This is a genomic window from Pseudomonas sp. RL_5y_Pfl2_69, assembly GCF_963970465.1.
Classification (GTDB): domain Bacteria; phylum Pseudomonadota; class Gammaproteobacteria; order Pseudomonadales; family Pseudomonadaceae; genus Aquipseudomonas.
In genome coordinates this window covers 193,658-212,265 of the sequence record NZ_CAXAOU010000005.1, presented here as the reverse complement: position 1 = coordinate 212,265, position 18,608 = coordinate 193,658, and the positions used below count along the sequence as shown (strand labels likewise).

General features: G+C 59.8%; 15 protein-coding genes and 1 riboswitch. Of the genes, 12 read left to right on the top strand and 3 right to left on the bottom strand.

Translation table 11 applies throughout. The features are described from left to right. Positions 1–113: 113 nt before the first annotated feature. Complete coding sequence (locus AACY07_RS11170) at positions 114–1,550, bottom strand: TolC family outer membrane protein (RefSeq protein WP_133076668.1); 1,437 nt, start codon at positions 1,548–1,550, stop codon at positions 114–116. Positions 1,551–1,722: 172 nt separating this feature from the next. After that, positions 1,723–1,828, top strand: a riboswitch (TPP riboswitch). A 154-nt stretch (positions 1,829–1,982) separates the two neighbouring features. Here AACY07_RS11170 and thiC point away from each other — a divergent pair. After that, the gene (gene thiC, locus AACY07_RS11165) at positions 1,983–3,872 is read left to right on the top strand and encodes a phosphomethylpyrimidine synthase ThiC (RefSeq protein WP_326397242.1); all 1,890 of its coding nucleotides are present in this window, start codon (positions 1,983–1,985) and stop codon (positions 3,870–3,872) included. Between the two features lie 141 nt (positions 3,873–4,013). Continuing rightward, on the top strand, positions 4,014–5,285 hold the full coding sequence (cytX, locus tag AACY07_RS11160; protein WP_339474823.1) for a putative hydroxymethylpyrimidine transporter CytX: 1,272 nt from the start codon (positions 4,014–4,016) through the stop codon (positions 5,283–5,285). 103 nt (positions 5,286–5,388) lie between these two features. Here the strand turns inward: cytX and AACY07_RS11155 are convergent, their stop codons facing one another. Beyond that, positions 5,389–6,135, bottom strand: a complete 747-nt coding sequence (locus AACY07_RS11155; RefSeq protein WP_339474822.1) for an RsiV family protein — start codon at positions 6,133–6,135, stop codon at positions 5,389–5,391. Between the two features lie 220 nt (positions 6,136–6,355). On the opposite strand from AACY07_RS11155, the gene AACY07_RS11150 reads away from it, so the two are divergent. The 9 genes from AACY07_RS11150 (at position 6,356) to AACY07_RS11110 (ending at position 15,583) form a co-directional block, all read left to right on the top strand. Continuing rightward, positions 6,356–6,973: an NUDIX domain-containing protein gene (locus tag AACY07_RS11150; RefSeq protein ID WP_326427502.1), complete on the top strand. Its 618-nt coding sequence runs from the start codon at positions 6,356–6,358 to the stop codon at positions 6,971–6,973. Beyond that, positions 6,964–7,416: a DUF1249 domain-containing protein gene (locus tag AACY07_RS11145; RefSeq protein WP_133076663.1), complete on the top strand. Its 453-nt coding sequence runs from the start codon at positions 6,964–6,966 to the stop codon at positions 7,414–7,416. Before AACY07_RS11150 ends, AACY07_RS11145 begins: the two co-directional genes overlap by 10 nt. 32 nt (positions 7,417–7,448) lie before the next feature. Then, entirely contained in the window at positions 7,449–8,264 is an 816-nt protein-coding gene (gene cpdA / locus AACY07_RS11140; protein ID WP_339474820.1) for a 3',5'-cyclic-AMP phosphodiesterase, read from the top strand. 95 nt (positions 8,265–8,359) lie between these two features. Next, entirely contained in the window at positions 8,360–8,968 is a 609-nt protein-coding gene (locus tag AACY07_RS11135) for a YqiA/YcfP family alpha/beta fold hydrolase (RefSeq protein WP_133076661.1), read from the top strand. 52 nt (positions 8,969–9,020) lie between these two features. Next, positions 9,021–10,925 (top strand): DNA topoisomerase IV subunit B, encoded by a 1,905-nt coding sequence (gene parE, locus AACY07_RS11130; protein ID WP_133076660.1) that lies wholly within the window; start codon positions 9,021–9,023, stop codon positions 10,923–10,925. Beyond that, entirely contained in the window at positions 10,925–11,905 is a 981-nt protein-coding gene (locus AACY07_RS11125; RefSeq protein ID WP_445261372.1) for an esterase-like activity of phytase family protein, read from the top strand. The genes parE and AACY07_RS11125 overlap by 1 nt, the downstream gene beginning before the upstream one ends. Beyond that, positions 11,902–12,423, top strand: a complete 522-nt coding sequence (locus tag AACY07_RS11120; RefSeq protein WP_339474819.1) for a retropepsin-like aspartic protease family protein — start codon at positions 11,902–11,904, stop codon at positions 12,421–12,423. Before AACY07_RS11125 ends, AACY07_RS11120 begins: the two co-directional genes overlap by 4 nt. 11 nt (positions 12,424–12,434) lie before the next feature. After that, the gene (gene parC, locus AACY07_RS11115; protein WP_339474818.1) at positions 12,435–14,699 is read left to right on the top strand and encodes a DNA topoisomerase IV subunit A; all 2,265 of its coding nucleotides are present in this window, start codon (positions 12,435–12,437) and stop codon (positions 14,697–14,699) included. Positions 14,700–14,878: 179 nt separating this feature from the next. Next, positions 14,879–15,583, top strand: a complete 705-nt coding sequence (locus AACY07_RS11110; RefSeq protein WP_219262140.1) for a PqiC family protein — start codon at positions 14,879–14,881, stop codon at positions 15,581–15,583. 68 nt (positions 15,584–15,651) lie between these two features. Here AACY07_RS11110 and AACY07_RS11105 read toward each other — a convergent pair whose 3' ends face one another. Continuing rightward, entirely contained in the window at positions 15,652–17,202 is a 1,551-nt protein-coding gene (locus AACY07_RS11105; protein ID WP_339474817.1) for an AhpA/YtjB family protein, read from the bottom strand. A 132-nt stretch (positions 17,203–17,334) separates the two neighbouring features. Between AACY07_RS11105 and serB the strand changes: the two genes are divergently transcribed. Further along, positions 17,335–18,549: a phosphoserine phosphatase SerB gene (gene serB, locus AACY07_RS11100; protein WP_339474816.1), complete on the top strand. Its 1,215-nt coding sequence runs from the start codon at positions 17,335–17,337 to the stop codon at positions 18,547–18,549. Positions 18,550–18,608: the final 59 nt, after the last annotated feature.

Below are 18,608 nucleotides of genomic sequence, written 5' to 3'. Positions count from 1 at the left end.
TCCTTGAGAGTGCCAGAAGGTCACACGACCGGTGCCGTATTAACTTCTGGTGCTCACAAGGAGGGGTGGTAGCTGGATAGTTCTGTGAATCCCCCCCTGCGGGAGGGGCTGGCTTAATTGCCCGGTGAGCGCAAGTTGGCTTCGGCTGCTTTGGCCAGGTCGGGCGGCAGGAAGTCCTTGTCCGGGTTGTAGTCGGCCTTGAGGTAGCGCGACAGTGCGTCCAGGTCGCCAGGGTTCAAGGTTCCCGCTGCCTGCTTGAGGCGCAGGTTGTCGAGGATGTAGTCATAACGGCTGTTGTTGTAGTCACGCACCGAGTTGTAGAGCTGGCGCTGGGCGTCGAGCACGTCGACGATGTTGCGCGTGCCCACCTGGTAGCCGATTTCCGTGGCTTCCAGTGCACTCTGGTTGGAGATGATCGACTGTTTGCGCGCCTGTACCTGCTCAACGTCGGTGTTCACCGCCCGGTGCAGGTTGCGGGTGTTTTCGACCACCTGGCGACGCAAGGCTTCGCGCTGCTGTTCGGTCTGGTCCAGGCGCGAGTACGACTCACGCACTTGCGAGCTGGTCAGGCCGCCGCTGTAGATGGGGATGTTCAACTGCACGCCAATGCTGCGTTGCGACACGTCGCCGCCATACCGCTGGTTAAGGGCATTGGGGTTGCTCAAGCCAAAGGCGTCGTTGTCCCCGGTCTTGTACTGCGCGACGGCATCGAGGGTTGGCGCGTGGCCAGCCTTGCGCTGCTTGAGGGTTTCTTCGGCGGCATCGACCGCGTAATTGCTGGCCAGCAGGTTGAGGTTCTGCTGTGCGGCCGTGTCGACCCAGGACTTGGCGTCATTGGGCATCGGCGGCAGGATCGGCAAGGTGTGGCGCATGCCTTCAATCGCGTTGTACTGGCGGTTGGTCAGGGTGACCAGGGATTCAAAGGCGTCTTCTACCTGACGCTGAGCCAGCATCCGGTTGGCCCGTGCTGTGTCGTAACTGGCCTGGGATTGCAGCACGTCGGTCTTGTCCGACAGGCCCACGTCAAAGCGCTCCCGGGACTGGTCCAGTTGGCGCTTGAAGGCGGCTTCTTCGGCCTTGGTCGCGGCCAGCGTGTCCTGGGCGCGTAGCACCGAGAAATAGGCGTTGGCGCTCTGCAGGATCAAATTCTGCTCGGTGGCCGAGAGTTGCAGCGCGGCCTGCTCGTTGATGGACTCGGCGGCTTTCAACTGGAACCAGCGATCAATCCGGAAAATCGGTTGTGCCAGCGTGGCCTGGTACACCACGGCGCTGCGGGTGGTCGTCAACGAAGGCTGGTCGATGGCGGTGCGCACATTACTCGACTCGGCGCCGCCGGACAGGTTGGGCAGCAAACCGGCGCGGGCCTGGGGCACCACTTCCTTTTGAGCCGCGTAATTGGCGCGGGCTGCAGCCAGGTCAGCGTTGTTGTCTACCGCTTCGTGGTAAACGCTGACCAACCCGTTTTGACTGGACAATGGGGCGGTTGTATCCAGAGCCATTGCGCTGGTCGCCCAAGACACGGCTATAGCCAGTGATAGTTTGCGCAGCATGAGCGATCCCTAGTTCAAGGTTGCGAAAAATAAGTGCCCGAGCCCGATTCGCGGTTTCAAGCCGTAGCGAGTGTAGTAGTGGTGGCACCTTGCAACAATGCCATTGTTACGCCTTTCATCACTGCATTAATTGTGGGATTGGCGTTCTGCCTCACTCTTGTCTAGACTGGCCGGGTTCTTGTCGGGGTGCCTTGCTATGAGGCTGAGATCGAATAATTTCGGATCCCGTTGAACCTGATCAGGTTAACGCCTGCGTAGGGAACAAGATTTCTCGTCTCCCGGCGAGTCCTCTTGAGTGCTGTCCGGGATCAATTGGTCAAAAAATGATCAGTTGTTCGAGGCCGTCGCTCAGCACCCAGTCCTTGGGTGCATCCGTACATTTTTCAGGTTCTCCCTCCGACAATCCGCCTGGATGCAGTCTGGAGAGCCGTGATGAGTACAAAACCAAAAAACGCGATCAACCTCAGTGATTCGGCCAAGGTCGATGAGCAGTCGGTCAAGCCGTTTACCCGCTCGCAAAAAGTCTACGTACAGGGTTCGCGCCCGGACATTCTGGTGCCGATGCGTGAAGTCAGCCTGGATATCACCCCCACCGATTTTGGCGGCGAAGTGAACGCCCCGGTATTGATCTACGACACCTCGGGTCCGTATACCGACCCGTCTGTGCAAATTGACGTGCGCAAAGGCCTGGGCGATGTGCGTTCGGCCTGGATCGATGACCGTGACGATACCGAGCGCCTGCCGGGCTTGAGTTCGAACTTCGGGCAAATGCGCCTGGAGGATGCAGAGCTGACCAAACTGCGTTTTGCCCACGTCAAAAACCCGCGTCGGGCCAAGGCCGGTGCCAACGTTACCCAGATGCACTATGCGCGTCAGGGCATCATCACCGCCGAGATGGAATACGTCGCCATCCGCGAAAACATGAAGCTGCAGGAAGCCCGGGCGGCAGGTCTGCTGGATCAGCAGCACCCTGGCCACAGCTTCGGCGCCAGCATCCCGAAAGAAATCACCGCCGAATTCGTGCGCGAAGAAATCGCCCGCGGTCGCGCCATCATCCCGGCCAACATCAACCACGTTGAGTTGGAGCCGATGATCATTGGCCGCAACTTCCTGGTGAAGATCAACGGCAACATCGGCAACAGTGCGCTGGGCTCTTCGATTGAAGAAGAAGTGGCCAAACTGACCTGGGGCATTCGCTGGGGTTCGGACACGGTCATGGACCTGTCCACCGGCAAGCACATCCATGAAACCCGCGAGTGGATCATCCGCAACTCGCCGGTTCCGATCGGCACCGTGCCTATTTATCAGGCATTGGAGAAGGTCAACGGCGTGGCCGAGGACCTGACCTGGGAGCTGTTTCGCGACACCCTGATCGAACAGGCCGAGCAAGGCGTCGACTACTTCACCATCCACGCCGGCGTGCTGCTGCGCTACGTACCGCTGACCGCCAAGCGTGTGACGGGCATTGTGTCCCGTGGCGGTTCGATCATGGCCAAGTGGTGCCTGGCGCACCACCAAGAGAACTTCCTCTACACCCATTTCGACGAAATCTGCGAAATCATGAAGGCCTACGACGTCAGCTTCTCGCTGGGCGACGGCCTGCGTCCGGGCTCGATTGCCGACGCCAACGATGCGGCCCAGTTCGGCGAGCTGGAAACCCTGGGCGAGCTGACCAAGATTGCCTGGAAGCACGACGTGCAATGCATGATCGAAGGCCCCGGTCACGTGCCGATGCAGTTGATCAAGGAGAACATGGACAAGCAACTGGAGTGCTGCGACGAAGCGCCGTTCTACACCCTCGGCCCGCTGACCACCGACATTGCACCGGGTTACGACCACATCACTTCGGGCATCGGTGCGGCCATGATCGGCTGGTTCGGTTGCGCCATGCTGTGCTACGTCACGCCCAAGGAACACTTGGGGTTGCCGAACAAGGATGACGTGAAGACCGGGATCATCACCTACAAGATTGCGGCCCACGCCGCCGACTTGGCCAAGGGCCATCCGGGTGCGCAGATCCGTGACAACGCCTTGAGCAAGGCACGCTTCGAGTTCCGTTGGGAAGACCAGTTCAACCTTGGTCTGGACCCGGACACCGCCCGCTCGTACCACGATGAAACCTTGCCCAAGGACTCGGCCAAGGTCGCGCATTTCTGCTCCATGTGCGGGCCGAAATTCTGCTCGATGAAAATCACCCAGGAAGTCCGTATCTACGCCGCCAACCAGCGCATCGATGCCATCGATGTGGATGTTGCGAAGGGCCTTGCCGAACAGGCCGAGCGCTTCAAGCAGGAAGGCAGCCAGCTGTACAAAAAAGTGTGATGTGAGCAGTTCCCTTGTGGGAGCGGGCTTGCTCGCGATGCAGACGTCACGGTCTTTGAGTGTAACCGTGTCGACTCTGTCGCGAGCAAGTCCGCTCCCACAGGGCTTTCAGGCAACTCTCTATTTGTGAGATTCAACCCATTGAACACACCCAGTACCTACTCTCCCGACCTTGCTGTCCCTCAGGACCGGCGCGTATTCGGCGGTCGAGATCTGTTTTCCCTGTGGTTCTCCCTCGGCATAGGCCTGATGGTGTTGCAGACCGGCGCGTTGCTTGCGCCGGGGCTGGGCCTTTCGGGTTCATTGCTGGCGATTTTTCTCGGCACGCTGGTCGGCGTGTCGTTGTTGGCCTCGGTCGGTGTGATCGGCAGCGACACCGGGCTGTCGTCAATGGCCGCGCTGAAACTCAGTCTCGGCAGCCGCGGCGCCATGCTCCCTGCCGTGCTCAACGTGTTGCAACTGATCGGCTGGGGCTCGTTCGAAATCATTGTGATGCGCGATGCGGCCAGCCTGCTGGGTGCACGGGCCTTAAGTGAAGGCAGCTGGTTGAACAACCCCTTGATGTGGACGCTGTTTTTCGGCGCCCTGGCCACGCTGCTTGCGGTCAGCGGGCCTTTGACCTTTGTGCGCAAGGTCTTGCGCAAATGGGGCATCTGGCTGCTGCTGGCGGCTTGCATCTGGTTGACCTGGAATTTGTTCGCCAAGGCCGACCTGCCCGAATTGTGGTCACAAAAGGGCGATGGCTCACTGCCGTTTGCCGTGGGTTTTGACATTGCCATTGCCATGCCGCTGTCGTGGTTGCCGTTGATTGCGGATTATTCGCGCTTCGGCAAGCGCGCCAACAGTGTGTTTGGCGGTACGGCACTGGGCTTCTTTATTGGTAACTTCTGGCTGATGAGCCTGGGCGTGGCCTACACCCTGGCGTTTGCGCCGAGCGGTGAAGTGAATGCGCTGCTGTTGGCGCTGGCGGGGGCAGGCCTGGGGATTCCACTGCTGCTGATCTTGCTCGACGAGTCCGAAAACGCATTTGCCGATATTCACTCGGCGGCGGTGTCCGGCGGGATGTTGCTGCGTTTGAAAGTCGAGCATCTGGCCTTGGCTATCGGTGTGGTATGCACCTTGATCGCCTGCTTTGCGCCGCTGGCGCAGTACCAGAACTTCCTGCTGCTGATTGGCTCGGTGTTCGCGCCATTGTTCGGGGTGGTCCTGGTGGATCATTTTATATTGCGCAAACGCAGTGCCCGGGTCGCACCGACCCTGCTGCGCTGGACGACCTTGCTGGCATGGTCGGGCGGGGTGGTGACTTATCACCTGCTGGCGAACTTTATGCCTGATGTGGGCGCGACGTTGCCGGCGTTGCTGCTGGCGGGGTTGTTGCAGTGGGTGGCAGGGCGCTCAAAAGCGGTTGCATGACTTGGTGGGAGCGGGCTTGCCCGCGATAGCGGCAACTCGGTTGTCCAGATGCACCGAGCTGTCTGCATCGCGAGCAAGCCCGCTCCCACGGGATATGGGGTGATTACCCGCGGCCCGGGAACCACTCCGGTTTCAGAATCCCGTTCAGGCGCGAGTACGGGATCTTCAGTTCAACATGACCTTCAGAGTACGGCGCAATGCTGTACACGTCGTATTTGAGGACCACGTTGTCCTTGAGTAACGCCACATTAGGGGTTTTCTGGAACGGCCAGTTTTTGACGTATTCCGGGTCGCTGCTGTAATGGCTGTTGATCAACCAGTTGTTGTGGGCCACTTTTGCAGCCCCCCAAAAGGCTTGCTCCTGGCCCGGCAAGAGCATGTCCTGCAAGGTCACTTCTTTCTGCTCTTTGCGCGAGTAGTTGATAAAGCCGCGCCCCGGCATGCCATGAGCGCCGCCGGTGTCCAGGTAGCTGGACAACTCGACAATCACCAGACCGTCATGCTCCTCGCGTACCTTGGCTTGCAAGTAGGTGCTGTTGCGGCTGTCGGCTGTGCGCAGGAAATGCTCGCGGTACGCGTTGAGCGATGGCGCCAGTTTGTCGTCGGGCGAGTTTACGGTCATCTTCAACAGGCGGTTTTCGATCAGCGCGTCGAGGTTGGGAGCATCGGCAAAGTGCAGGGTGTCGATATTCACCAGCGGGCAGTCCGGGCCAGTGCAGCCGGATTTGACCTGCTCCGAGGCGTCATTGGTAAACGCCAGCGGCTTTTGTGCCGAAGGTTGAAACACGCTTTGGCAAGCACCCAGGGTCAGGGCGATGCAAGTCATGGAGGCAAACTTTAAAAGCGACATGGTCGTCCTTCATCGTCGAAAGAAAGAGAAAATTATGGTGGTTCGACTGCCAGCATGGGCATCGGTTCGCCACTAAGCTTGATAGAGTCAATTAGAGTTGTTTTGCAGGCGATCCGTCTATCCCCGCGTCATAAAAGAGGCTGCATCCGCAGGCGCAGGCGCGTTAGGATGCGCGATGCCGAGGGCCACCCCGGTGAAATTCGCCAGTAAGGGGTTTGCAATGACTGACATCACCAAGGCCACGCCAAGTGCCGTTGAGATCGTAAAGCGCGAGAACGGTTATCAGGGTTTTTACAAACTGGACCGCGTGCACCTGCGTCACGAACTCTTTGCCGGTGGCATGAGCCGTGAGATCAGTCGTGAAGTGTTTGTGCGCCATGACGCGGTATGTGTATTGCCGTATGACCCCCAGCGCGATGAAGTGGTGCTGATCGAGCAGTTCCGGGTCGGCGCCCTGGGCAAGACCCAGACGCCCTGGTTGATCGAGTTGGTGGCCGGGCTGATCGACAAGGCTGAAGTGCCCGAAGAAGTCGCTCACCGTGAAGGCGAAGAAGAGGCCGGTCTTACGTTCTCGTCACTGTGGCCCATCACCCGCTATTTCCCTTCGCCGGGGGGCAGCACCGAGTTTGTTCACTTGTTTCTGGGGCGTTGCAGCACCTTGGGTGTGGGGGGCTTGCATGGGCTGGAAGAAGAGGCAGAAGATATTCGTGTAACGGTATGGGCGTACGAAGATGCGCTGCAAGCTGTACGTGATGGACGTATTTCCAATGCAGCGAGCATTATTGCCCTGCAATGGCTGGCGCTTAATCGCGCTGAAGTGAGGGGGTTATGGTCGTAAATGGGGTTCGCGATCGTTATCGAGTCGATCTGATCGGTTTGCAGGCTGCCTGCGAGGCCAACTATGCGCGCCTGATGCGTTTGTTGCCTGAAATGCGCGAGCAACCTGGCCCGCGCCGGATTGCCGTGACTCAGGGGGACCAGATGCTGGGCGTGCTGACGCTTGAGGTGATCCTCGATTGCCCGTACACCAGCACCCTGCGCATCCGTCAGGAACACAGCTTGCCGTGGTTGCCGGTGCCCGAGTTGCAGGTTCAGGTTTATCACGATGCGCGCATGGCTGAAGTCGTTGCTGCCGAGCACGCCCGGCGCTTTCGCAGTATCTACCCGTATCCCAACATCGCCATGCACCAGCCCGACGAAAAAGCCCAGCTCAATGTGTTTCTGGGTGAGTGGCTCAGCCATTGCCTGGCATGCGGGCATGAATACGCAGAAGTACGCTAGCCTTGAAATCAACACCCCCCGGGAGAGTCATCTTGCCGAATGTATCCACGCTGACCACCGAAGATGCGGTGCTGCTGGTGCAGCTGTCTGACAGCCATTTGTTTGCTGACGCAGACGGTTCCCTGCTCGGCCTCAAGACTGCGCAAAGCCTGCAGCAGGTGATCGATCTGGCTCGCGCCGAACAACCGCACATCGACGGCATTCTGGCCACGGGCGACTTGACCCAGGACGGCAGCGTCGAGGCCTATCAGCACTTTCGCAGGATGACGTCACCGCTGGGCGGCGTTGCCCGCTGGATCCCTGGCAATCATGACCAAGTTGCGCAGATGCGCGAAGCTGCCGTGCAAAGCCGTCTGCTTGAGCCCGTGGTCGATATCGGCAATTGGCGCATTACGTTGCTCAACTCGGCAGTGCCCCATTCCACCCCCGGTTATCTGGAAGACGACCAGTTGCAACTGCTGGCGCAATCCTTGAGCGAAGCCCCCGAACGCCATCACCTGGTGTGCCTGCATCACCACCCGGTCTCGGTGGGTTGCCAATGGCTGGAGCCGATCGGTCTGCGCAATGCCAAGGATTTCTGGTCGGTCATGGACCGTTATCCACAAGCACGGGCGGTGCTCTGGGGGCATGTCCACCAGCCGTTCGATCAGCAACGCAACGGTGTCCGGTTGCTGGCATCGCCCTCGACCTGCATCCAGTTTGCTGTCGCCAGCCCGGACTTCAAGGTCAGCAACGAGGCCCCGGGCTATCGCTGGTTGCGCTTGCAGCCTGATGGCACGCTGCAAACCGGCGTGTCACGCCTGGCTGATTTCTCGTTCGAGCCGGATTACAGCGCCAACAATTACTGAAATATCTTGAAGCGAGTCATTGCCCCTGAGTCAGGCTAAACTGCGCGTCTTTCTTGATGCTGTGTTCAGCTTAATGTGTCTTCGGGGGTCATCGCATGTCGGGTTCCATCTTGTATATCCACGGGTTCAACAGTGCCCCCGAGTCCAAGAAGGCCACACAGTTGATCTCGGTGATGCAGCGCATGGGGCTTGCCGAGCAGCTGCGGGTGCCTGCCTTGCACCACCATCCGCGTGAGGCAATGGCCCAATTGCAGGCCGCAATCAGCCAGCTGGGCCGCCCATTGCTGGTAGGCAGCTCGCTCGGCGGCTACTATGCGACCTGGCTGGCCGAACAACATGGCCTCAAGGCCTTGCTGGTCAACCCGGCCGTCAGCCCGCATCGGATGTTCGACGGTTATCTGGGCACGCAGACCAACCACTACAGCGGCCAAACCTGGGAATTGACCCACGATCACGTTCAAGCCCTGGCCGAACTCGAAGTGGCAGCCCCCCAAGACCCGCAGCGGTATCAGGTGTGGTTGCAAACTGGCGATGAAACCCTGGACTACCGCTACGCTGAAAAGTACTACGCGGCGTGTACATTGCGTATTCAGGCGGGCGGTGACCACAGTTATCAAGGTTTTGCCCAGCAACTGCCTGATCTGTTGAATTTTGCAGGGATTGGCGCCGAACAGTTTCAAACCATCGACTTCGCGGCCCTCTGAGGCACCCGTCGAATGGCCCTTATTTTTCATTTACGACTAACGACGAGACCCTATGGCCACTCCCAGCGCTAGCTCTTATAACGCCGACGCCATCGAAGTCCTCTCGGGCCTCGACCCGGTGCGCAAACGCCCCGGCATGTACACCGACACCAGTCGGCCCAACCACCTGGCCCAGGAAGTCATCGACAACAGTGTCGACGAAGCCCTGGCCGGTCACGCCAAGTCGGTGCAAGTCATCCTGCACGCCGATCACTCGCTGGAAGTCAGCGATGACGGGCGCGGCATGCCTGTGGACATCCACCCTGAAGAGGGCGTGTCAGGTGTCGAGCTGATCCTCACCAAGCTCCACGCGGGTGGCAAGTTCTCCAACAAAAACTATCAGTTCTCCGGCGGCCTGCACGGCGTGGGGATTTCGGTGGTCAACGCGCTGTCGACACTGGTTCGGGTCAAGGTCAAGCGTGACGGCAACGAATACCAGATGACCTTCGCCGATGGCTATAAAGCGACCGATCTGGAAGTCATCGGTACGGTCGGCAAGCGCAACACTGGTACCAGCGTGTACTTTGCGCCGGACCCGAAGTACTTCGACTCGCCCAAGTTTTCGGTCAGCCGCCTCAAGCATGTGCTCAAGGCCAAGGCTGTACTGTGCCCGGGGCTGCTGGTCAGCTTTGAAGACAAAAACACCGGCGAAAAGGTCGAGTGGCATTACGAAGACGGTCTGCGCTCGTACCTGGTTGACGCGGTCAGCGAATTTGAACGCCTGCCCAATGAGCCGTTCTGCGGCAGCCTGGCCGGTAATAAAGAAGCCATCGACTGGGCTTTGCTGTGGCTGCCTGAAGGCGGTGACAGTGTTCAGGAAAGCTACGTCAACCTGATCCCCACGGCTCAAGGCGGTACTCACGTCAACGGTCTGCGTCAGGGCTTGCTCGATGCGATGCGCGAGTTCTGCGAGTTCCGCAGCCTGCTGCCGCGCGGCGTGAAGCTGGCGCCCGAAGACGTGTGGGAGCGCATTGCGTTCGTGCTGTCGATGAAAATGCAGGAGCCGCAGTTCTCGGGGCAGACCAAAGAGCGTCTGTCCTCCCGTGAAGCGGCGGCGTTTGTATCGGGTGTGATCAAGGATTCCTTCAGCCTGTGGCTCAATGCCAACCCCGAGCTGGGCATGCAACTGGCTGAGCTGGCAATCAACAACGCCGGGCGCAGGCTCAAGGCCAGCAAGAAGGTCGAGCGCAAGCGGATTACCCAGGGGCCGGCCTTGCCGGGCAAGTTGGCCGACTGCGCCGGGCAGGACCCGATGCGTTCTGAACTGTTTCTGGTGGAAGGTGACTCCGCAGGCGGCTCGGCCAAGCAGGCACGAGACAAGGAATTCCAGGCGATCCTGCCGTTGCGCGGCAAGATCCTCAACACCTGGGAAGTTGACGGCAGCGAAGTCCTGGCCAGTCAGGAAGTCCATAACATCGCCGTCGCGATCGGTGTCGATCCGGGCGCGGCTGACATGAGCCAATTGCGTTACGGCAAAATCTGCATCCTTGCCGACGCCGACTCCGACGGTCTGCACATCGCCACCTTGCTGTGCGCGTTGTTCGTTCAGCACTTCCGTCCGCTGGTGGACGCCGGTCACGTTTACGTGGCGATGCCGCCGTTGTACCGCATTGACCTGGGCAAGGAGATTTTCTACGCCCTGGACGAAGCCGAGCGTGATGGCATCCTTGACCGACTGGTCGCCGAGAAAAAACGCGGCAAGCCACAGGTCACGCGATTCAAGGGGCTGGGTGAGATGAACCCGCCGCAACTGCGTGAAACCACGATGGACCCAAACACCCGTCGCTTGGTGCAACTGACCCTTGAAGACTTCGCCGCCACGTCAGAGATGATGGACATGCTGCTGGCCAAGAAACGCGCCGGTGACCGCAAGACCTGGCTTGAATCCAAAGGCAACCTGGCGCAGGTGCTGACCTGATGCGCAGTGCCTTGCTGGGGCTGCTCTGGTTGGGTGCTGCGCCAGTAATGGCCACTGCCTGGCCAGAGTTGGTCATGCAGTCGGAGCATCCGGTAGAAGGCATGCGAGGTGGCAACCTGTCTGGCCTGGCCCTGTGTTCGGGTGAGTTGTGGGCGGTATCCGATCGTGATGACGATCAGATTTATCGTCTTGATCAGCGCTACCCCGAATGGAGCGCCGAGGCCCTGAACATCGATGTTCCGCCGCCGCCCGAAAGCGGTTTGCCGTGGGGTGTACGCATGATGGGTAAAGCCATTAGCCCGTTGCGCGGCGGCAATCTGGATTTTGAAGGCATCAGCTGCGACGACGCGGGCAACCGTTATGTGGTCAGTGAAGCCCATGCGGCGGTGTTGCAAGTTCCGCCGGCAGGCCAACCGGTGTGGCTCAAGATCGACCCTTCGCTGGTCCGTCAGGCCCGGGCCAGCGGCATGCTGCTGCATTTCAATGCGCTGTTTGAAGGTATCGCCGTCAACCCGCAGGGCAACCAGATCTGGCTGGCGGCCGAGCGCGAGCGCCGCGGCTTGCTGACGATCCGCAAAAAGCAGAGTGTGTGGGACTGCGAAAACGGTTGCGTCTTGATGAGTGAAGGGGGCCTTGAACAGGCGCCGCCACAACTCAAGGCCAAGGCGCAGCAAAAGGATTTTGCCGACCTGGCGCTGTTCGAAGGCAAGCTGTTCACCCTTGAACGCATGGCCTACCGCATTTGTCGTCGTACCCTGGACACAGGTGAAATCGAACGCTGCTGGTCGTTTGCCAACGATTCATTGACCGACAACCGGCTATACAACAGTGGCTATGGCAATACCGAGGCCTTGAGCCTGGATGCCCAAGGTGCCTGGATCGGCGTCGATAACGGCAACCATGTACGCGCCGATGGCGAAAAACGCCCCATTGTCTGGCGCTTTGCTGCCCCGCAAGGTGGCTGGAGTGCCAAGTCATGAGCGAGCAAGCGCCGGGTAAAGGTGTGGGTCGGGTCTTTATGATTGTGGCCTGGTGCGCCGGTTTGTATCTGGCTGCGCAGTTTTTCGGGCGCTGGGAACAGCGTCAGGAAAACCCCAACACCGAAGTCTCCTCGCAACAGGGCGAGGGTTATATCGAAGTCAAACTGCTCGGCAACGCCCAGGGTCATTTTGTTGCCAGCGGCCGGATCAACAACGTGCCGGTGGAATTTTTACTCGATACCGGCGCCACCGATGTGGCGGTGCCGGTGGAGCTGGCCAGGCAACTGGCATTGCCCAAAGGTGTCCCTGTGACGCTGAACACTGCCAATGGTCGCACTCAGGGCTATCAGACCCGCATCGACCGCCTGCAACTGGGCGCCATTGTGCTGCGCGACGTGCGTGCAGTGGCTGCTCCAGGGCTTGAAGGCGAACAAGTGCTGCTGGGCATGAGTGCGCTGAAAAAACTTGAATTTACCCAGCGCGGCGGCACCATGCTGCTGCGCCAGACAACGAATTGAATGAGGTCCGCATGAGCGACTCCCTTGATCTCAGCCTGGACGGCGTAGAACGCCGGTCACTGGCCGACTTCACCGAACAGGCCTACCTCAACTACTCCATGTACGTAATCATGGACCGGGCCTTGCCGCACATCGGCGACGGCCTCAAGCCCGTACAGCGGCGCATTGTGTACGCCATGAGCGAGTTGGGCCTGGACGCTGATTCCAAACACAAGAAATCGGCGCGTACCGTCGGTGACGTACTCGGCAAGTTCCACCCCCACGGCGACTCGGCGTGCTACGAAGCGATGGTGTTGATGGCGCAGCCGTTCAGCTACCGCTACACCCTGGTCGACGGCCAGGGCAACTGGGGTGCGCCGGATGATCCCAAGTCGTTCGCGGCCATGCGTTATACCGAAGCGCGCTTGTCCCGTTATTCCGAAGTGCTGCTCAGCGAACTGGGCCAGGGCACGGCGGACTGGGTGCCCAACTTTGACGGGACCCTCGACGAACCTGCGGTTTTGCCTGCGCGCTTGCCCAATATTCTGCTCAATGGCACCACCGGCATTGCCGTGGGCATGGCCACTGACGTGCCGCCGCACAACCTGCGTGAAGTTGCCAGCGCGTGCGTGCGTTTGCTCGATGAGCCCAAGGCCACGGTCGAGCAGCTGTGCGAACACATCCAGGGCCCGGACTACCCGACCGAAGCTGAAATCATCACCCCCCGTGCCGACCTGCTGAAGATCTATCAGACCGGCCGTGGTTCGGTGCGCATGCGTGCCGTGTATCACATCGAAGACGGCGACATTGTGGTCACTGCGCTGCCCCATCAGGTATCGGGCGCCAAAGTACTGGAGCAGATCGCGGCCCTGATGCAGGCCAAGCCAACCAAGCTGGCAATGGTCACCGACCTGCGCGACGAGTCCGACCACGAAAACCCGTGCCGTATCGTGATCATTCCGCGCAATAACAAAGTCGATCTCGACGAGCTGATGCAACACTTGTTCGCCGTGACCGAGCTTGAGTCCACGTTCCGGGTCAACATCAACATCATTGGTCTGGACGGCAAGCCGCAACTGAAAAACCTGCGCGCCTTGCTGGTGGAATGGCTGGAATTCCGGGTCAATGTCGTACGCCGTCGCTTGCAGTTCCGCCTCGATAAAGTCGAGCGCCGCCTGCACCTGTTGGACGGATTGCTCACCGCCTACCTGAACCTCGATGAAGTGATTCACATCATCCGCACCGAGGAGCATCCCAAGGCCGAGCTGATTGCGCGCTTTGCCCTGAGCGAAATCCAGGCTGACTACATCCTCGACACGCGTCTGCGCCAATTGGCCCGCCTTGAAGAGATGAAGTTGCGCACCGAGCAGGATGCGTTGCGCAAAGAGCAAGCCAAGCTGAAAACCTTGCTGGGCAGCGAAACCAAGCTGAAAAAGCTGGTGCGTACCGAGTTGCTGGCCGATGCCGAAACCTATGGCGACGACCGTCGTTCGCCGATTGTGTCCCGTGCTGAAGCCAAGGCCCTGTCTGAAAACGAGCTGGTCCCGACTGAAGCCGTCACAGTTGTACTGTCGGAAAAAGGCTGGGTTCGTTGCGGCAAAGGCCATGACCTTGACGCTACCGGCCTGTCCTACAAGGCAGGGGATGGCTACAAGACAGCGGCCTCCGGACGCTCCAACCAGTTCGCGGTGTTTATCGACTCGACCGGGCGCAGTTACTCTGAGCCTGCTCACAAACTGCCCAATGCCCGTGGCCAGGGCGAGCCGTTGACCGGGCGCCTGACCCCGCCGCCGGGTGCGACGTTCGAGTGCGTGCTGTTGCCTGAAGACGATGCGCTGTACGTCATCGCGTCCGACGCCGGTTACGGTTTTGTGGTCAAGGGTGAAGACCTGCAAGCCAAGAACAAAGCCGGTAAAGCGCTGCTCAGCCTGCCTAAAGGGGCGCAAGTCATGCAGCCACGACCTGTGGCAGATCGCGAGCACAACTGGCTGGCGGCCGTGACCACGGAAGGTCGTCTGCTGATTTTCAAAGTCAGCGACTTGCCGCAACTGGGCAAAGGCAAAGGCAACAAGATCATCGGTATTTCCGGTGAGCGCGTGGCCAGTCGTGAAGAGTACGTGACCGACCTCGCCGTGCTGCCAGACAACGCCACGCTGGTATTGCAGGCCGGCAAGCGCACACTGTCACTCAAGGCTGACGACCTGGAGCACTACAAAGGCGAGCGCGGCCGTCGTGGCAATAAGCTGCCCCGTGGTTTCCAGCGTGTGGATGCCTTGTTGGTAGAAACGTCCAATTAAGGCTGTTTAGCGCCCCCGATCTGGGTTTTTACGCGCAGATCGGCGCGACAACGCTGGAGTCAGGTCCAATATTCGCGGATGATATGCCGCGTTTGCTGCACGGCTTATGGCAATGTGCTTTGCAAACCTTTCGAGAATCACACTGTGGCTGGCCCTATGGCGGCCACCTGGATGGAATGATGAACGTTCTACGCCTTCCTTTAATTGCGTTGCTGACCGGTGTGCTGGGTCTGGCGGGGTGCACCACGCACCAGCCAGCGGCCTTGTACCAGCTGGACAGCGGCGCCCCGGGCCAGCCCGCGCAAAGCGCAGGCATGGCCGTGGTACTTGGCCCGATCAGCGTGGCCGACTACCTGCAGCGTGAAACCCTGCTGCAACGTCAGCCCGATGGCAGTCTGAGTGCGGCCACTGATGGTCGATGGGCTGGCAGCCTGTCTTCGGATATCGATCAACTTCTGGTACGTCAATTGGCGTGGCGTCTGGACAGCCAGCGGGTTGTCCTGGCACCGGCTACGGCGGGCTTCAGCCCGGATGTGCAGGTGCTGTTGTCGATCACTCGCCTGGACTCGGGCAAGAACCTGCCTGCGGTGCTGGATGCGCAATGGCGTTTGATCGACCGTCGCGGTCAGGTGCGTGACAACCGCATTGTTCACCTGGAGCAGCCACACGGGGGCAGCACGGCGGATCAGGTCAAGGCTCAAGGTCAGTTGTTGCAACAGCTGAGCGAGCAATTGGCCGTGGCGCTCAAGCCACTGGCCAACCAGCCGCCGCTGGTTGAGATGCGCAAGCCCGAGACCAAGGCTGCACCGAAGCAGGGTGCGGAGAAGCCTCGAATTCCGATGGCTTCACCGATCCGTACGGATATGGAAGTGTTTCGCTTCTGAGGCCGTAACCCGAAACAAAAAATCCCGCACATGTGCGGGATTTTTTTTGCCTCTACGGGAGCAAGCCGTCAGCCACGATTCTCATGCATCCGTGCCAGTTGGCGCTCAAGCATGGATGGATAAGGCTCCATCAGGCGCTCGACGCAGCAGGCACCTTCAGGGCTGGCAATCGGGCGGATACGGGCGCGCTGACGGATCAGCGGATCGTCGCTGATCTTGCGCTCCACCAGCAGCAAGTTGCGGCTGTGTTGCGACAGCGCCAGGGCGTCCTGTGCGACTTCAGTCAGCAGCAAATCAATCTGGCTCATGCCGTTCAGTCCTTCGCCCAGCACCAGACCCAGTTGCAATTGCAGGGTGATGCCGCTGTCCGCGACTTCGATCTGCAAGGCGTGACCCAGGGCCCGCAGCAGTTCGCCGCAGCAAATGGCGTTGGTCAGGTAATCGTCGCCGCTGTCTTCGCTATGGAACAGCATCAGCGTGCTGCCATCGTTGAGCGTATGCAGCTCGCTTTGATACAGCGAAGCTGCCTGGTTCAGGCAATCGCGATAGCGCTCCAGCAGTTCCATCAGGCGGGCGCGGGGCAGGCGACGCAGTTGTTCCTGTGCTCCCAGCTGCACCGCCAGTACGGCGCTTGGCTGTGGCGCAGCGGATACGACCTGTTTTGGTTTGGCCAGCGCAATCGGCGCAGCAGTGGCTGTGCTGGTGTCGCGCAAGTCAGCGAACGGGTCTTCGTCGTCGTTTTCGTCTTCTGCGGTGCTGACCAACTGCCGGGGAGCGGCTTTGGGAGCAGGCGCAGCAGGCGCTTCATCGAACGTCGGATCGCTCAGGTAGCGCACTTCGAAGGTCGGCTCGTTGTCTTCGGCTTCTTCGTAGTCGCTGTCGTCGTAGTCTTCTTCCGGTTCTGGCTCGGGTTCCGGCTCTGGCGCCGCAGGGGCGAGGCGGCTGTGAAGCTGGCGGGCCAGATCACCGATTTCATCCTGGCGCTGAATGGCCGGGGTGTAAGGATCGGGCTCGCGCAACCATACCCGCAATTGCAGCAGCGGCGTGGTGATGTGGCGTCCCAGTCGCAAGCTCAAGGCCAGGGCCAGGGCGAGCAGAATGGCGCTCAAAATACCCATGCTCTGCAGGCTGATGGTCATCGGCTGCTCAAACTGGTGCATGTCCAGGCTGATGCGCAGATGCCCGGCGGTCACATCCTGAAAGGTGATCTTGGTCTGATACACGCCTTCGGTTTCGCCCAGCAAGCCGTTTTTAGGGCGCTGGCCGGCTTCGGCGAGGATGCGGTTATCGACGCTGTAGATAGCCGCGTGGGCCACCAGCGGGTTTTTGGTCAGGTTGTTGAGCAGCACGTTGAGACTGAGGATGTCATTGGACACCAGCAGCTCGGTCGCCGAGGTGGCGGTTTGTGTGGTCAGGCTCTGACCCAGGGCATCTGCCTGCTCGTGCATGGCCTGCTTGAATTGCAGTCCCATCACCACGGCATAAATGACCAGCGCCAGGGCGACCAGAATCACGTTATGGCTGGCGATACGCAGAGCAATCGGAACGCGGCGATCACGCAGGGCCCGGAAGATCAGCAGGAAGAAATTATCGGTTTTGACAGGCAATGGCCGGTTCACTGAGCGCGGCTCTTAGTCCGTTAAGTTGGTGCGCAGTATAGCGAGCAGCCTGAAGGCGGCAAAGCCTTGGCGGTGCCCGATGGTCACTGAAAGTGGGTAGAATGCGTTTTTTTTAGCGAATGGGGGTGTGCCTTGCGCGAAATCGTCCTGATAAACATCACAGGTGAGGACCGTCCGGGTCTCACTGCGGCCATTACCGGTGTATTGGCCAGCAATGGTGTGAATATTCTCGACATCGGTCAGGCCGCCATCCATGGCGTTTTGTCGTTGGGTTTTCTGGTGGAAATTCCACAAGCAGAGCTGGTGTCGGCGGTGCTCAAAGACCTGCAGCCATTGATCGCCCAAGAGGGGCTGCAACTGCGTTTTGACCCGATCAGCGAAGAGCATTATCAGCGCTGGGTCAATGAGCAAAGCCAGACCCGTCATGTGGTGACGCTGATGAGCCGCCAGGTGACTGCCCATGAGTTGCAGCGCGTGACATCGGTGATCAGCCAGCACGGTTTGAACATCGAACAGACTGATCGCTTGTCTGGCCGTGTACCGCTGGACGCCCCGACGCAGTTGAGCAAAAGTTGCATCGAACTGCGTGTGTGCGGCGAGCCTGCGGATATTGATGCGCTACGTGCCGATTTCTTCAACCTGGCCCAAGAGCTGAGTGTAGATATCGCGCTTCAGGAAGACACCCTGTTCCGCCGCAATCGCCGTCTGGCGGTGTTCGACATGGACTCGACCCTGATCGAAGCCGAAGTGATCGACGAGTTGGCCAAGGCTGCGGGCGTGGGTGACCAGGTGGCTGCAATCACCGAACGCGCCATGGCCGGTGAGCTGGACTTCAAGGCCAGCTTCAAGGAGCGCATGGCGCTGCTCAAAGGTCTGGATGTGGGCGTGCTGGATGCCATCGGTGCCTCGCTGCGCCTGACCGAAGGCGCCGAAGTGCTGTTCGCGGAACTCAAGCGCTTGGGCTACAAGACCGCCATCCTGTCGGGCGGCTTCACGTATTTTGCCAAGCAGGTGCAGGCGAAGCTGGGCATCGACTATGTGTTCGCCAACGAGCTGGAAGTGGTGGATGGCAAGGTGACCGGTGTTGCAGTTGAGCCGATTGTCGACGCACAGCGCAAGGCGGACTTGCTGCGTGAGCTGGCGCAAAAGGAAGGCTTGAGCCTGGAGCAGACCATTGCGGTCGGTGATGGTGCCAACGACTTGCCGATGCTGGCAATTGCCGGGCTGGGTGTGGCATTCCGCGCCAAGCCGCTGGTTAAAAAATCGGCCAGACATGCCATTTCGACTCTGGGCCTGGATGGTGTGCTGTACCTGCTGGGCCAGCGCGACCGTAACAGCCAGGGCTAAAACGAACGGTGGGAGCGGGCTTGCTCGCGATAGCAGCGCCTCGGTAAATCAGATTCACC